The following is a 15,392-nucleotide window of genomic DNA, read 5'->3' on the forward strand; positions in this document are numbered from 1 at the left end:
CACGCATGACCCTGCGCCCGCTCCGTCTTCCGCTCACCCTGCTTGCCGCAGCATTGCTTGCCGGCTGCTCGCAGGACGATGCCCCGGCGGCGCCCAGCCACGCCGCAACGCCGGCTTATGCAGCGGTGGCGCGCGGGCGTATCGACATCGAAGGCGGCCTGCTGAAACTCACCATGCCCAGCGACGGGGTGGTGGCGCAGGTCGACGCGCACGAAGGCGATCAGGTGCACAAAGGCCAGCTGCTGGCACAGCTCGACCTGGAGCCGGCCAGGCTCGCCTTGGACACGGCGCTCGCCGAACAGCAGCAAGCCAACGCACAGATCGGCACGCTGGAAGCACGCGCCAAAGCCGCCGAACTGCGCGCATCCCGTCTTGAGCAAGCCGCCAAGGCCGGCGCCGGCGATGTGCAAAGTTCGGACGATGCACGCGAAGCCGCACGGCAAGCGCAGGCTGAGCTGACCAACGCGCGCGCTGCCGCGGCCTTGGCCGCACAGAAAGTAGCCGGGACGCGCTATCAGCTGGAACTGCGCAGCCTGCATGCACCCAGCAATGGGGAGATCGTGCAGCGCATGGTGCAGCCCGGTGCCACGGTATCGCCGGCCACGGGGCCGCTGTTTGTCATGCTGCCCGATTCGCCGCGCATCGTGCGCGCCGAACTCAACGAATCCTTTGTCGGCGTGGTGCATGAAGGCATGGCCGCCGAAGTGGATGACGACAGCGGCAGCGGCCTCGCGCCGCTGAAAGCGCATGTATTGCGCATCGGCCGCGTGTTCGGCGCCAGCACACTGGAAGACGATCCGCAGGTGCGCGCCAATACACGTTCGGTAGAATGCGTGCTTACCTTCGATCAACCGCCGTCGACGCCATTGCGCATCGGTCAGCGCGTGCTGGTGAAGTTCGCGCCCAAATAATCGCAGCAATCGTGAGTAGGCTGGGATGGAATCCCAGCTTTCGTATGGCTGCTGATGCTGGGATTCATCCAGCCTACCTGGACCTCACCGTGCGACAGCGAGCGCAAGCTCTTCGTCTTGCACCGGCTTCAACAATCCCCAATTGCGCAAGCACGCGATCGCTTCCCTTACACCATCCTCCGCGCGCACTTTCGTGCCTAACGATGCCGCCGCCTTGCGCATGGGTGGCTTCAATGCCGCATCGATCGCGGCGAGCAAGGTTTCCATGCGCATGGTGCGGCGGTCCACCATCGCCGGCGCCACGCCTTCGCGTTGCAAGCATCGCGCCCAGAATGGCTGATCGCCAAAGAACGGCACGATCACCGAAGGAATGCCTGCACGCACCGCCGCCGCCGTGGTGCCGGCACCACCGTGATGCACGGCTGCCACCATGCGCGGAAACAGCCAATCGTGCGGCGCACCGCGAGTGAAGAAAATCTGCCCATCCTGCGCGCCTTCTTCACCGGCCAGGCCACCCCAGCCCGTCGCGAGCACGGCACGTTGTCCGCTACGCCTGACGGCTTCCAGCACGGTCGCCGTGAACTGTTCGGCGCGCGTACTTATCATGCTGCCGAAGCCTACGTAGATCGGCTTCGAGCCTGCATCAAGAAAGGCGCGCAAGGCTTCCGGCGGATGCCAATCCGCTTGGCGGTGAAACCAGTAGCCGGTGATCTGCGCTGTCTCCGGCCAATCGGCCGGCCTCGGTACTACGTGATGGCTGAAACCGTAAAGCACACGATGATGCCGATTGTTGAAATAAGGCCCGTACCAGGGATAGCGCGGCAAACCGAGTTGCGGGCGCACGATGTCGTTGATGGCCGGCTTCATCACGTACCACACCAGCAAGCGCAACACGTTATACGCCGCCATGTTCAACGCCGGCGCCAGCTTGCGGCCACCGACCAGCACCAGCGGCGGCATATGGCGCGATGGCGTGAGCGGTTGCAATTGCGCGCCCACAAACGGAATGCCCTGCGCTTCGGCAACCGCCTTGGCCAGCAAAGTGCTGTTGGCGACGCCAATGATCAAGCCTGCCCCCTGTGCCGCGGCCATGCCTTCGCTCGCCCATTGCATGGCCCATTCGCCATAAAAATGGCGGGAAATGCGCGCCATCGCCGACATATCCAAACCCTTGTCGGCAATCTCGCGATTGGAGTCGAGCAAGGTCTGAAAATTGGCCGTAAGCGGAAAAAACGCCAGACCCGCCGCGCGCACCATGCCTTCGAAGTTGTCGCTGGTGACGATCCGCACCGGATAGCCGGCGCGTTGCAGGCCGACGCCGAGCGCAACGCAAGGACGAATATCGCCTTGCGTGCCGATGGTGAAAATCGCAATCGGTGCGCTGGATTCAAGCATACGCAGCAGCGCCCCCCGCATGTGAGTGATCGGGCGCGGAACGGACGACTTGCACTGATGACGTGCGCGCCGCTTGCAGTTCATGCAACCGCTGCATCACGTACTTTCCGATCTGCGCAGCCGGCGTGGCATCCAGCATGTTCTGGTGATGGCAGGCGATGTCATACACCTCCAACCGGCCATCGACATAAGAACGCCATGCGTCGGGCCGGTCGTACAATTGCGCGCTCAGATCGACGGCCTCCTTTTGCGCGGCACGGAAGAACATCACATCGGCGTCGATCTGCCGCGGCACGTGCTTGCGCGCAAGGCGAAGGTTATTGAGCGTGACGGACGAGACGTGCTCGATCAATGACGGATGGCTGCGCGAGATCTCCTGCACCAACGGCATGCTGAAAACGCCGTATTCCCTGCATAGCAGATCGGTCAACGCAGCCAAGTCGGCCGGCGGATTTTCGGCGTGCCGGTGGAAGCCAAGGAAACGCAGAATCGCCTGGATTTCGTGGGCGGAACCGGGATCGGAAGGCGCACCGTCCACTACGAACGGATACGCATCCAGCAAGGCCAGAAATTCCACCTGCTGCCCGTGCGTTTGCCATTGCGCGGCAATCTCGTGTGCGATCAATCCGCCCAGCGACCAGCCAAGCAATCGATACGGGCCTTCCGGTTGAATGCGCCGGATCTGCGCAAGGTAGTCGGCGGCCATGTGCGCGATATTGCCCGGCAATGGGCCATCGCCGCGCAATCCATTCGACTGCAAGGCATACACCGGCAACTTGTCGTCCAGATGACGCAACAAGCCGGTGTATCCCCAGCCGAGGCCAACAGCCGGGTGAATGCAGAACAAGGGCCGCTCGCGATGCGACACGCGCAATGGCAGCACCACGCCGAGCGGATCGCTCTTGCTTTCCGCACGCTGCAGATACGCGGCAAGCCCGGCGATGGTGGATGCTTCGAACAGGCTGGCGAGCGGCAACTCCATGCCGAAGTGCTCGGGGAAGCGCGCAATCATTTCCGCCGCACTGAGTGAATCGCCGCCGAGCTGAAAGAAATTGTCGTGCAGGCCGATGCGTTCGACGCCCAGCACCTGCCGCCACAACCCGGCCAGTTTCTTTTCCACTTCCGTCACCGGCGCCGCATACGCCATGCGCTGAGTGCGTACCGGTGCCGGCAGAGCCTTGCGATCCAGCTTGCCGGTGGGCATCAGTGGCAAGGTATCGAGGGCAACAAAGTGTGCGGGCAGCATATATTCCGGCAGAAAACCGGATAGATCGCGGCGCAATGCGTCGGCTACCAGCGGACGGCCTTCACGCATCACTAGGTAAGCCACCAGGGCGTGGCTGCCATCGTCCTCGCGATGCACCGCGACGGCTGCGTGGGCGATCGAAGCATGCTTCGCCAGCTGGCATTCGATCTCACCCAGCTCGATGCGATGGCCGCGGATCTTCACCTGGCCATCTGCGCGTCCGACGAAATGCAGCAGAGCTTGATCATCCCAATACGCCAGGTCGCCCGTGCGATACATGCGGCTGCCATCATCGGCGAACGGGTCCGGCGAAAAGCGCTCTTCCGTCAACTGATGATGATTGAGATAGCCTTTCGCCACCCCGGCACCGGCAATGTAGAGCTCACCGATAGCGCCCGTCTGCACGGGACGTTGCTGCTGATCCAGCACGTACAGCCGTGTATTGAGAACGGGGCGGCCGATCGGTGGCGCGTTGGAACTCACCTCCTTCAACTCGATGGCGGTGGATAAGACCGTGGTTTCCGTGGGACCGTAGAGCTGTGTCACACGTGAAGCTTGTTGCAACAGGCGGCTGGCCAGCTCTGCACTCAAGGCTTCGCCACCGACCAGCGCGTGCAGGTGTTCGAGCTGCGCATTCGCACCGGCCAGGAGCACGCGCCACAGCGAAGGTGTTGCCCACATGTGCGTGGCGCGATGCTGCTGCAGCAGACGCAACAAGGCTGGCGGTTGGCGCACCGTCTCGCTGCTTGCTATGACCACGCTCGCCCCGCACGTCAGCGGCAGGAAGCGTTCCAGCAAAGCGATATCGAACACCATGGTGCCGATCGCCAGAAAACGATCGCTGGACGCAAGCGCAAGCTGCGCTCGCATGCCTTGGAGCACGTTGCTCAGATTGCGATGCGTCACCTCCACACCCTTGGGACGTCCGGTCGAGCCGGAGGTGTAAAGCACATACGCGGTACCATCCGGACGCGACAGGTCCGGCTCGTCGCTGTCCGCATCCCGCGCGATATCCAAATCCTCCGGATGCAACGACATCATGCCGCCAAGCCCAAAGCGTTCGCACAGCTTGGGCGGGGCGATCAGCGCGATCGGTGATGCATCGTCCAGCATCATCGATATGCGTTCCGGCGGACCGTCCGGATCGAGCGGCAGGAACGTAGCGCCCGTGCGCATGATCGCCAGCAGCACCACTAGCCATTGTTCACTACGCGGCAGCATCACTGCCACGATGTCACCGGGCAGCACGCCATCCGTCATCAGTTGCCGCGCCTGCTGCAGGCTGCGTTCGTGCAGTTCGCGATAGCTGACGACCCGGTCTTCGCAAAACACCGCTGGCGCATCGGGTGTCGACTGCGCATGCCGTGCAACCAGCACAGGCAGGCTCTCCGGTTCGATGGGGGCAGCCGTATCGTTCCACACGTACAGCAAGCGCCGGCGTTCCTCGATACCAAGAATGTCGAGCTGATCGAGCGGGCGATGCGGCTCCGCCAACACCCCGTCGATGAGCAAGGCGAGGCGGCGGCAGTGCTCATCCAGATCGGCCATGCTGTACAGCATCGGGTTGGCGTCGAAATCGAAGCGCAACTCGCTGCCGTCGCCGCGATCGTAGACGAACACGGTCAAGTCTTCGCCCGAGCCGTTCGACACGTTGTGCGAGATCACGCGCGCACCGCCGAAGGTGAGCTGATAGTCGAACGGCTCGATGTTCACGCCCAGCCACGCGATGTGCTTGCCCTGCCCGATCAGGTTCAGATCACGGCGCAGGTCTTCGTAGCGATACTGCTGATGGCGCAGTGCTTGCCTCACCACTTGCGCTACCTGCGCGAACAAGTCGACGGCCGTGATATCGGGCGCAAAACTCAGGCGAATGGCCACGATGTTGGCGACCATGCCTGGCGTTTTACGCAAGGCGGCATTGATGCGCCCGGAGACGGGCATGCCGATGACCAGATCGTGCGCGCCGGTAGCGCGGTGGTAGTAGGCCGCCACCAGCGCGATCAGGATTTGCGGCAGGCTGGTCGACGTCTGCTTGCCCAGCTCGCGCAGCCGCTGCACGGTATCGATGGACAAATGCCCGGTACCGCGCCGCAAGCCGCCCATGCTGTTATGCGGGCCCAGGCGCGACAGCGATACCGCATCGGGCAAGTCGGCGAGCTTTTCTTTCCAGTAGTCCCGGTCGCGTTGCAAGCGATCGGATTGGCGATAGGCCGCTTCGGCATCGATCAGTTCCTGCAGCGATCCGAACTCGCACGGCGCTGGTTCACGTGCCTCCACATAGGCGTTGTAAAGCTCGGCCAGGCGCCGCGCGATGGCGCCGCCGCTGTAGCCGTCATAGACCACGTGATGTGCGCGCTGATACCAGTAATAACGATCGTCCGCCGCCTTGAACAACGCACTCACCCATAAGGGATCGTTGGCCAGATCCACCGGGCGGCTCAGTTCTTCCATCATCCACGTTTCGGCGGCCATGCGTGGGTTGGCTTCATGGCTGACGTCCAGATACGGGAATTGGCCGTGATAGATGGGACGCACGATCTGCCGTGGACGTCCTTGCTGTTCGATCACGCCGACACGCAGCGTTTCGGCTTCGCGAGTAACCTGCCATAACGCACGGATGAACAGGTCAGGCTGTACCGGGCCGCAAATTTCCAGCATCTCGGCGATGTTCAAGGTGGCATCCGCTGCACCAATCTTTTGACCGACCCACAATCCACGCTGGGCCGTGGTCAACGGCAGCGACATAGGTGACTCGTGACTCATGGCGCAATCTCCTTGCGAGTGCGCACGCTCGGCTCCGCCGGCGATTTGAATCGTTACGCCGGCTGCATCTGCATCGCACTCGCTTCGTGATTCATCGTGGTTACCCCTGGATACACGCTCCCTGGCGCCTCGCACTGCGCTCTCTTTTTCAAGACGCAAGCGCACCGTCACAGCCGACTTCAGCCATGAAAAGAAACGCTTGCACGATGGGTGCTGCAAAAAAGGGACGATTGCCGGCATGCTGTCGGCTAACGTCGTTTCACTTGGATTGCTTACGCGGACCCTGATGCGAATCGATGCATCACGTCACTTACCAACATCAATCAACTTATGTTGCGGTGTAACAATCCCATGATGAAAGATCTGTCAACAACGCATGCATGCTGCTTGTTTTGAGAACCAAGGCACAAAGCACGTGCATTCGTTGCAAGCAGATGACTGAGCATTGCGCTCAGCGATCATCGCGTGTCCAGATCAGGCCGTTCTCTTCCTTGACGGGAAACCGGTGAATCGGCTCATACGCCGGCGGACAGGTCGGCTCGCCGGTACGCAGATCGAAGCGTGCGCCGTGGCGCGGGCATTCCACTTCGTGACCGATGATGTCGCCGCCGGCCAGCTCACCGCCGTCGTGCGTGCAGATATCTTCGACGGCGTATAAGTCGCCGTCGATATTGAAGACGGCAATGGCGGTATCGCCATCCCATACGACTTTGAATTCACCTGGCAGCAGCTCCGAACGCGTACCCACTTCCACCCATGCTTCGCTCATGCCATCAGGTCCTTTACCATCAACATGCCAGGTCCTTTACCATCAATTCGAACTTCAGATCGTCGCGGCGCGGAATGCCGAAGCGTTCGTCGCCATAAGGGAACGCCGAGTATTCGCCGGTGCGGCGATAACCGCGGCGTTCATACCAGGCTATCAAGTCGTGGCGCACGTCGATCACCTTCATGTGCATGGCGCGGCATTGCCAGGTTTGCTGCGCATACCGTTCCGCCGCCTCCAGCATCAGCCGGCCCAACCCGCTGCCCTGGCGTGGCGGATGTACGGCGAACATGCCGAAATACGCCGCCTCGCCATGCCGCTCCACGTGGCAGCAAGCGAGTAGCGCGTCGTCCACATAGGCCAGCAGCACGGCACTGTCCGGCGCAGCCAGCACCTGTGCCACGTCGGCGGGATCGGTGCGTTGCCCATCGAGCAGATCGGCCTCGGTGGTCCAGCCCTGGCGACTGGCGTCGCCGCGATAGGCGGATTGAACCAGGGCGACGATGGCGTCAATATCTGTCTCGACGGCTTTGCGGAAAGCGGGCGTGATGACCGTATTCATCCGCGCATGATAATCCGCGCCCGCGCTCCGGCCAAAGCCTGCAGGTTGGGTTAGCGCAGCCTACGGGAGGATTCGCGAGCCAGGGTGCCCATTCCGGAAATACGTGCCGGGCCGATAGCTTTGGTATTGGCAGAGGTTGAAGTTGCGGGCAAATACCCGGCGCCCATCCGACAACATGGTGCGCAGATCGCGAAAGCAACCGTCGCCGTCGCGAAATTGCACCTTCACGGCAAACTCGTAGTCGAACCAGGACTCCTGCATCGGCGTCTTGAAGCTCACCTCCGTCCAGCGTCCGCTGCCGGCCGGCGCCATGGCAAACGAATCGATACTGCTGCGGGTGTCGTTGATCACTTCGATGGTGTGCACCGCATCGGCTAGCGTGACGAGCGGGAAAGCCCAGAGGCATAACACGGCCAGACAGGAACGCATGGCGATCTCCTTGGAAAAGGCGCAGCAAGCCCTTGGCCGGCATGCATGGCATGCAGCGAGATGAATGACTGCGAGGGGTAACGAACTCCAGAAAAGTAGATGCGTGGCGCGCGCAAACAGTTGCAAGCTCGCTGCCTGCAACCGATCCGCCACTGGCCGTATCTCTATACTCGTTGGCGCTCGTCGGCGCTGCTTATTGGGAGTAGATGATGGACAAGAGCGAGATCATTCCGATCGTGCTGTTCCTGTGTATCACCTTCGGCATCACTTACATCGTCAGGCTGCTGGTGACGGCGCGCCTGCGCATCAAGATGTTGCAGGTTTGCAGCTCGAAGGAGCTGGTAGACGTCGTGGTGCAGAGTGATGCGCGTCGCGACCAGATGTCGGCATTGCGCTGGGGCATCCTCACCCTGATGGAAGCTATCGGCTTTGGCATCATCCAGGTTGCAGGTTGGGACGACGTCAATCCAGGTGTGGTCGCGTTGCTGCTGGGCACCTTCGGTCTTGGCTCACTCCTGTTCTTCATGCTCGCACGACGTTTCGGCTGAGTGCCGCCAGCGCGGATGAGCCATCAGGATCGCCAGTTGGTCGAAGCCGTGCTGGCGAACGCGCCCGGCGCGTTCGAGCGCTTGGTGCGCGAGCATCAGGCGCTGTGCTGGCACATCGTCTATCGCATGGCGCGCCATCCGGAGGATGCGCGTGATCTATGCCAGGAAACGTTCCTTCGCGTGCATCAACATCTTCGGCAATACCGCCACGAAAGCAGCCTGAAGTCATGGATCGGTCGCGTCGCCTATAACGTGGCGCTGCGTTATCTGGAGCGCAAGCAGCTCGTCGTATTCGATCTCGGCGAAGGCGACGACGGGCTCGATCCCATCGAGAACCTGGCCGACGGCTTCGACCTGGAAACGGCCTATGCCGACCGCGACATCGCCACACGCCTGCACCAGGCCATCGAAGCCCTGCCCCCGCTGCAGCGCACGCTGCTTACGCTCTATCATCTGGACGAGCTATCCATTGATGAGATCGCCGGCTTCACCGGACTTGCCGCCGGCACGATCAAAAGCCATCTGTTCCGCACGCGGCTTCGTCTGCGCCAACAGCTGGAAACTGCCTATGGGGTATCGCCATGAAGCACGAACCGCCCAGCGACAACGCCATGGAACGCGAATGGGCGCTGCAGGAACGCGCCCTTCGCGACGAGCGCCTTGGATTGGACGCGCGCGATGATGCGAGGCTGCAACGTTATCGCGCCGTCGCGCGCGCATTGCGGCAGCCGCTGGATGAAGCGTTGCCATCCGACTTCGCCAGCCAGGTGGCCAAGGAAGTTGAGCGCCACACTATCGACACGATGCGCCTGGAGCTCTATCTGAGCTGGGCGTTGCTCAGCGTGTTGGCGGTCGCATTGCTTGGATTGGTCGTGCGCTACAGCAGACTGGTGCAGGCATGGCTGTCCAATCCATGGCTGGTGGCGCTCGCTGTGTGCTTTGCGTTGCCTGCACTGCTTGGCAAGTTGCCCGCGGTGAATCGCCGTCGTAGGCCGGGATGAAATCCAAGCTTCGATGACCTGACGAGGCTGGGATTTCATCGCAGACTACAACGCTACGGCACTATCCACGAACCAACGTGGTCGTTGCGATAGAGCGTCCCCGGCCGGTAGGCGTGATGTTTGCAGACGTTGAAGTTGCGGGCGAGGATGCGATGACCATTCGACAGTACGGTGCGAAGATCGCGAAGGCAGCCCGCGTCATCGTCGCGAAACGCCAGGGTTACGGCAAGCTTGTAATCGAACCACGAATCCTTCGCGGGGCTTTTGAAGTCCATCTCGGTCCAGCGTTCGCTTCCCGCCGGAGCCATCGCAAAAGAAACGATGCTGCCACGGGTGTCGTTCACCACCTCAATGTTGTGCGCCGAGGCGGCCAGGGTGGCAAAGGGAAAACAGGCAAAGCACAGCATGGCTAGACAGGAACGCATGACGCTCTCCTTTTGAAAGGCGCAGCAGGCCCGCGGCCGGCATGCATGGCATGCAGCGGGATGGACGGCCAAAAAGTGACGGGCTATCGGAGAGTAGATGCCTGTGGCGGAAAAACGGTTGCAGGGGCGTTGCCTGGCAAGTTGCCCGCGGTGATCCGCCGTGCGCAGGCTGGGATGAAATCCCAGCTTGGCGGCCTTCTGATGCTGGGATTTCATCCCAGCTTACGTGTCACATCAACAGCCTGCGGACCTTCAGCAGCGCGGTGACAAACGCATCGACTTCCTCGCGCGTGTTGTAGAACGCGAGCGATGCGCGCAACGTAGCCGGCACGCCGTAGAACTGCATCAACGGATGCGCGCAATGGTGACCCGAGCGCACTGCCACGCCTTCCAGATCGAGTAGCGTTGCCATATCGGTCGCTTGCGCACCTTCGATCAGGAAGGAAATTACCGGCTCTTTTTCCTTGGCCTCGCCGAAGATGCGTACACCGGGAATCTCGCGCAGGCGCTCGGTGGCGTAGGTGAGCAATTCGTATTCCCACGCGCGGATCGCTTCGAAGCCGAGGCCCTGGTAGTAATCGATCGCCGCGCCCACACCGGCAAAGCCGGCAATATTCGGCGTGCCGGCTTCGAATTTGTGCGGAGGATCGGCAAAGGTGGTGCCGTCGAAACGCACTTCGCGAATCATTTCGCCGCCGCCGAAGAACGGCGGCATCGCCTGCAGGTGTTCGCGCTTGGCCCACAATGCGCCCGTACCGGTGGGAGCCAGCATCTTGTGACCGGTGATCGCGTAGAAATCGCAACCCAGCGCCTGCACGTCCACCGGCCGATGCGGCAATGCCTGCGAGCCATCTACCACTAACGGAATGCCACGCTTGCGGCATTCGCGCGCGATCTCGCGCACCGGGTTCACCGTGCCGAGCACGTTGGATACATGCGCGACGCAAGCCAGCTTTACTTCCGGCGTCAGCAGCTCGACGAATTTCTCCAGGATCAGCTCGCCGTTCTGGTCGATCGGCGCGGCCTTCACCGTGGCGCCCGTGCGTGCGGCAACGAGCTGCCACGGCACGATATTGGCGTGGTGCTCCATCACCGTGGTAAGGATGGCATCGCCCGGCTGCAGACGCGGCAGCGCATAGCTGTACGCCACCAGGTTCATGGATTGCGTCGTGCCGGAGGTGAGAATCAGCTCGTTGCGCGACGTGGCATTGATGAACGCGGCCAGCTTATCGCGTGCGTTCTCGTAGGCCGCCGTCGCCTCTTCGCCCAATTGATGCACCGCGCGCGCGACGTTCGCATTGTGCTCGCGATAGTGCCGGTCGACCGCTTCGATCACCTGCCGTGGTTTCTGGCTGGTGTTGGCATTGTCGAAATACACCAGCGGCTTGCCATGCACACTGCGCGACAGCAGCGGAAAATCCGCGCGCACGCGCTGGACATCGAAATCAACGGAAGGATGGCTGGGCTTGACGGTCATGGGAACGATTCAGGGCAAATGCGCGAGCAACGCGTCGGAGAAGTGATCGCGCAGGGTTTCGTTGGGCAACGCCGTAAAGACCGCGCGGCAGAATGCGGCGGTGAGCAGCGCACGCGCCTCGGCCTGCGGCAGGCCACGCGAGCGCAGGTAGAACAGCGCACGCTCGTCGAGCTGGCCGACGGTGGCGCCGTGCGCGGCTTTCACCTCATCGGCGTAGATTTCCAGTTCCGGCTTGGTGTCGATCTCGGCCAGCGGCGACAGCAACAGGTTCTTGTTGCTGAGGCTGGCATCGCTGCCATCCGCGCCTTGCGCTACCACGATCGCGCCGCGGAACACGCCACGCGCGCGCTCATCGGCCACGCCGCGCCAGATGGATTCGGAAGCAGTGTCGAGCGCCTGGTGGTTGATCGACAGTTGCGTATCGACATGCTGGCGTCCGCGCAGCACGAACACGCCGCGCGTATCGAAGCGAGCTGCGTCACCACGCAATTCGGCGTGCAGGTCATGGCGCACCAGTGCACCACCCAGTTCCAGCACGTGCAACATGGCCTGCGACTTGGCGCCGAGATGCACGCTGCCACGCCGGATCAGCGTGCTTTCCTCGCCGGCGTTCTGCAGCAGCGTGTGTTGTAGCTTGGCGCCATCACGCACCACGATCTCGCTGACCAGCGTGCCGAGGTGCTTGTGCTGCGCGGTAGCCAGGTGATGCTCGACCAGATCGAGTTCGGCACCCTCGCCCAGTTCGATCACGTTGCGCACGTGCCAGGCCACGTCGGCCTGCGCCGGCGTGCCGACGAAGCACACGTGAATCGGCTTGGCGATGCGCGCACCGGCGGCAACGCGCAACACCACGCCGTCGCCGGCCAACGCCGCATTGAGCCGAGCGAACACGTCGGCGGTGTCGCGATAGTGACGGCTGAGCGCGAAGCGCAGCGGTTCCGGATCGTTCTCCAGCACCTTGGACAGTGGCTGCAGCGTCAGTCCAGGCGGCAACGCTTCCAGCTTCGAGAGGTTGGCACGGAACACACCATTGACGAATACGAGGCGCGGACCATCCATGCCGGGCAAGGTCAGCGCATGGGTGTCGACCGGATGCGTGGCGGCGGCGGCATCGCCCAATGCAAAACGGCGCTGGCCCAGCGCGCGCAGAGCGGTGTATTTCCATGCTTCGGCTCGCGTATCCGGCAAGCCGGCCGCGATGAACGCTTCCAGGTTTTCGCGCCGCGCCGCATCCAGCCATGCCAGTCCGCTACCGGGCAGGCGCAGGTTGGAGGCCTCGCGCAAGGCGTCGATAAAAGGCAGCGGTGCCGGTGACTGGCTCATGCACGCGCCCCGTTCGCCAGCGCAGGATCGCGCTCGTTGACCCAGGCGTAACCGTGTTCTTCGAGTTTGAGCGCCAGCGTCTTGTCACCGCTTTCGACGATGCGGCCATCCGCCAGCACATGCACGAAATCCGGCTCGATGTAATCGAGCAGGCGCTGGTAGTGCGTGATGACCAGGAAGGCGCGATCCGGCGAACGCAGCGCATTCACGCCCTGCGCCACTTGCTTGAGTGCATCGATGTCGAGGCCGGAATCGGTTTCGTCGAGAATCGCCAGCTTCGGCTCCAGCACGGCCATCTGGAAGATTTCGTTGCGCTTCTTCTCGCCGCCCGAAAAACCTTCGTTGACGGCGCGGTGCAGCAGCTCGTCGGAGATCTGCATGATCTTCAGCTTCTCGCGCACCAGCTTCAGGAACTGCATGGAATCCAGTTCCGCCTCGCCACGCTGCTTGCGTTGGGCATTGAGCGCGGCGCGCAGGAAGTAGGTGTTGTTTACGCCAGGGATTTCCACCGGGTATTGGAAAGCGAGGAACACACCGGCCGCGGCGCGATCTTCCGGCTCCAGCGCGAGCAGATCGCGGCCTTGGAACGTGACGGAGCCTTGCGTGACTTCATAGCCATCGCGGCCGGACAAGACGTTGCCCAGCGTGGACTTGCCGGCGCCGTTCGGCCCCATGATGGCGTGCACTTCGCCCGGATTCACGGTGAGCGTGAGGCCCTTGAGAATGTCCTTGCCCTCGACGCGGGCGTGCAGGTTTTCGATCTTCAACATGTCACTTCAAATCCGCAGAGTTTTTGATGGAACCGGCGCACGTATCGCCTTCCTGTGCGCCCTTTAGCCAAGCTTGCAGTTGCTCGATGCGTTGCTGCGTGAGGTCGGTTTGCAACTGACTCACGCACATGGGGTAAACCGAACCGTACTGCGTGGCCGCGTCTTCGCCTTTGCCTACCGGAAAATGTGCGGCGACTTCCGCATCCCGGAATTGCAGCCACAGCTTTTGTGAAGCCTTGAGCTTTTCGAGGAAAGCCGGCTGGTCTTTGTATTTGACCAGGATGGCCTTCCACACTTTGTTGAGTTGCTGGTCGGCCTTGGTGAATTCACCGGCGGCACAAGCATTGAGGCCGGCCTGTGAACCCGTTGCGTAGCAAGCAACATCCGCCCCTGCCGCATGCGCGCTGATGGGGAGTGCAAGACCCAGCAGGAACAACCATGATGTTTTCATTGCATGACCTCCTCCGCAGATAGAACGCAGCTGCCTTTTGCCTTGATGGCCGCATAGAGCGCGTCGGGTGCCAGATCAACCTCGCCAGGCCACGTCACTGCCCCCGACTCGACTCGAACGGCCTCGAATACCGATGGCTCGCGTAGCGACGCAAATACGCCAGCGGAGTCGCTATTCACTAGCGCTGACATGTCAATTACGCCGGATGTTCCATCACCGAAACGCACGTCCAAACGGAAGGCCGGCATCGCTATCACCGCCGCGACGTGCCATGGCGAAGCAGCGTTCAATCCAACAGCTTGAATGTCTGCCATTGACCTTTTCCTCGTCATGTACCTAGAGCCGTCATTCCCGCGAAAGCGGGAATCCATTTTTGCTCTGATGCAAAAGCGAAGATGGATTCCCGCTTCCGCGGGAATGACGTCCATGAACATGTCGCGCCACCCTTAACCCACCGCTCCTTCCAGCGAAACCTCCAGCAGCTTCTTCGCCTCCACCGCAAACTCCATCGGCAGCTCGCGGAACACCTGCTTGCAGAAGCCGTCCACGATCATCGACACCGCGTCTTCTTCGCCGATGCCGCGCGCGCGGCAGTAGAACAATTGGTCGTCGGAGATCTTGGAGGTGGTGGCCTCGTGCTCGACGATGGCGGTGGGGTTCTTCACTTCCATATACGGGAAGGTGTGCGCACCGCACTTCTTGCCGATCAGCAGCGAATCGCACTGCGTGTAGTTGCGCGCGCCCTCGGCACCCTTCTCCACTTTCACCAAGCCGCGATAGCTGTTGGAACTCTTGCCCGCGCTGATGCCCTTGGACACGATCTTGGACTTGGTGCCCTTGCCGATGTGGATCATCTTGGTGCCGGTATCGGCCTGCTGGCGATGATGCGTGAGCGCTACCGAGTAGAACTCGCCCACCGAACGATCGCCGCGCAGCACGCAGCTGGGGTATTTCCAGGTGATCGCCGAACCGGTTTCCACCTGGGTCCAGGAAATCTTGGCATCGTCGCCACGGCAATCGCCGCGCTTGGTGACGAAGTTGTAGATGCCGCCACGGCCTTCTTCGTCGCCGGGATACCAGTTCTGCACGGTGGAATATTTGATCTGCGCTTTTTCCTGTGCGACCAGTTCCACTACCGCCGCGTGCAGCTGATTCTCGTCGCGCATCGGCGCTGTGCAGCCTTCCAGATACGACACGTAGGCACCGTCTTCGGCAATGATCAGCGTGCGCTCGAACTGGCCGGTGTGGCCGGCGTTGATGCGGAAATAGGTGGACAGCTCCATCGGGCAGCGCACGCCCTTGGGGATGAACACGAACGAGCCATC

The 15,392-nt window shown here is 62.0% G+C and carries 16 protein-coding genes; 4 read left to right on the top strand and 12 right to left on the bottom strand.

Going from position 1 to position 15,392, the window contains the following annotated elements; translation table 11 throughout:
* The first annotated feature begins 5 nt into the window (after nt 1-5).
* Entirely contained in the window at nt 6-911 is a 906-nt protein-coding gene (locus tag VJR68_RS04465) for an HlyD family secretion protein (RefSeq protein WP_324146353.1), read from the top strand.
* 84 nt (nt 912-995) lie between these two features.
* Here the strand turns inward: VJR68_RS04465 and VJR68_RS04470 are convergent, their stop codons facing one another.
* The 5 genes from VJR68_RS04470 to VJR68_RS04490 all read right to left on the bottom strand — a co-directional run bounded on the left by VJR68_RS04470 (nt 996) and on the right by VJR68_RS04490 (nt 8,072).
* Nucleotides 996-2,306 (bottom strand): glycosyltransferase, encoded by a 1,311-nt coding sequence (locus VJR68_RS04470; RefSeq protein ID WP_324146354.1) that lies wholly within the window; start codon nt 2,304-2,306, stop codon nt 996-998.
* The gene (locus VJR68_RS04475; protein ID WP_324146355.1) at nt 2,299-6,315 is read right to left on the bottom strand and encodes an amino acid adenylation domain-containing protein; all 4,017 of its coding nucleotides are present in this window, start codon (nt 6,313-6,315) and stop codon (nt 2,299-2,301) included. The genes VJR68_RS04470 and VJR68_RS04475 overlap by 8 nt, the downstream gene beginning before the upstream one ends.
* Nucleotides 6,316-6,766: 451 nt before the next feature.
* A complete protein-coding gene (locus VJR68_RS04480) occupies nt 6,767-7,084 on the bottom strand; it encodes a non-heme iron oxygenase ferredoxin subunit (protein WP_324146356.1) in 318 nt (105 codons plus the stop codon).
* Nucleotides 7,085-7,103: 19 nt separating this feature from the next.
* Complete coding sequence (locus tag VJR68_RS04485; protein WP_324146357.1) at nt 7,104-7,643, bottom strand: GNAT family N-acetyltransferase; 540 nt, start codon at nt 7,641-7,643, stop codon at nt 7,104-7,106.
* A gap of 60 nt (nt 7,644-7,703) precedes the next feature.
* Entirely contained in the window at nt 7,704-8,072 is a 369-nt protein-coding gene (locus VJR68_RS04490; protein ID WP_324146358.1) for a hypothetical protein, read from the bottom strand.
* 209 nt (nt 8,073-8,281) lie between these two features.
* On the opposite strand from VJR68_RS04490, the gene VJR68_RS04495 reads away from it, so the two are divergent.
* The 3 genes from VJR68_RS04495 to VJR68_RS04505 are packed head-to-tail and all read left to right on the top strand — an operon-like array spanning nt 8,282 to nt 9,621.
* Nucleotides 8,282-8,620, top strand: coding sequence for a hypothetical protein (locus tag VJR68_RS04495; RefSeq protein WP_324146359.1), 339 nt, complete (start codon nt 8,282-8,284; stop codon nt 8,618-8,620).
* Nucleotides 8,621-8,635: 15 nt separating this feature from the next.
* On the top strand, nt 8,636-9,205 hold the full coding sequence (locus VJR68_RS04500) for an RNA polymerase sigma factor (protein ID WP_324146360.1): 570 nt from the start codon (nt 8,636-8,638) through the stop codon (nt 9,203-9,205).
* Nucleotides 9,202-9,621 (top strand): hypothetical protein, encoded by a 420-nt coding sequence (locus VJR68_RS04505; RefSeq protein WP_324146361.1) that lies wholly within the window; start codon nt 9,202-9,204, stop codon nt 9,619-9,621. The genes VJR68_RS04500 and VJR68_RS04505 overlap by 4 nt, the downstream gene beginning before the upstream one ends.
* 53 nt (nt 9,622-9,674) lie before the next feature.
* Here VJR68_RS04505 and VJR68_RS04510 read toward each other — a convergent pair whose 3' ends face one another.
* The 7 genes from VJR68_RS04510 to sufB all read right to left on the bottom strand — a co-directional run.
* On the bottom strand, nt 9,675-10,262 hold the full coding sequence (locus tag VJR68_RS04510; protein ID WP_324146362.1) for a hypothetical protein: 588 nt from the start codon (nt 10,260-10,262) through the stop codon (nt 9,675-9,677).
* Between the two features lie 13 nt (nt 10,263-10,275).
* The gene (locus VJR68_RS04515) at nt 10,276-11,523 is read right to left on the bottom strand and encodes a cysteine desulfurase (RefSeq protein ID WP_324146363.1); all 1,248 of its coding nucleotides are present in this window, start codon (nt 11,521-11,523) and stop codon (nt 10,276-10,278) included.
* A gap of 9 nt (nt 11,524-11,532) precedes the next feature.
* The gene (sufD, locus tag VJR68_RS04520) at nt 11,533-12,846 is read right to left on the bottom strand and encodes a Fe-S cluster assembly protein SufD (RefSeq protein WP_324146365.1); all 1,314 of its coding nucleotides are present in this window, start codon (nt 12,844-12,846) and stop codon (nt 11,533-11,535) included.
* Nucleotides 12,843-13,616 (bottom strand): Fe-S cluster assembly ATPase SufC, encoded by a 774-nt coding sequence (gene sufC / locus VJR68_RS04525; protein ID WP_324146366.1) that lies wholly within the window; start codon nt 13,614-13,616, stop codon nt 12,843-12,845. The genes sufD and sufC overlap by 4 nt, the downstream gene beginning before the upstream one ends.
* A gap of 1 nt (nt 13,617) precedes the next feature.
* Nucleotides 13,618-14,067, bottom strand: coding sequence for a lysozyme inhibitor LprI family protein (locus VJR68_RS04530; RefSeq protein ID WP_324146367.1), 450 nt, complete (start codon nt 14,065-14,067; stop codon nt 13,618-13,620).
* A complete protein-coding gene (locus tag VJR68_RS04535; protein WP_324146369.1) occupies nt 14,064-14,381 on the bottom strand; it encodes a DUF2442 domain-containing protein in 318 nt (105 codons plus the stop codon). Before VJR68_RS04535 ends, VJR68_RS04530 begins: the two co-directional genes overlap by 4 nt.
* 132 nt (nt 14,382-14,513) lie before the next feature.
* A partial coding sequence (gene sufB, locus VJR68_RS04540) for a Fe-S cluster assembly protein SufB (protein WP_324146370.1) occupies nt 14,514-15,392 on the bottom strand: 879 nt, incomplete at its 5' end.

Source organism: Dyella sp. (genome assembly GCF_035277725.1).
Classification (GTDB): domain Bacteria; phylum Pseudomonadota; class Gammaproteobacteria; order Xanthomonadales; family Rhodanobacteraceae; genus Dyella_B.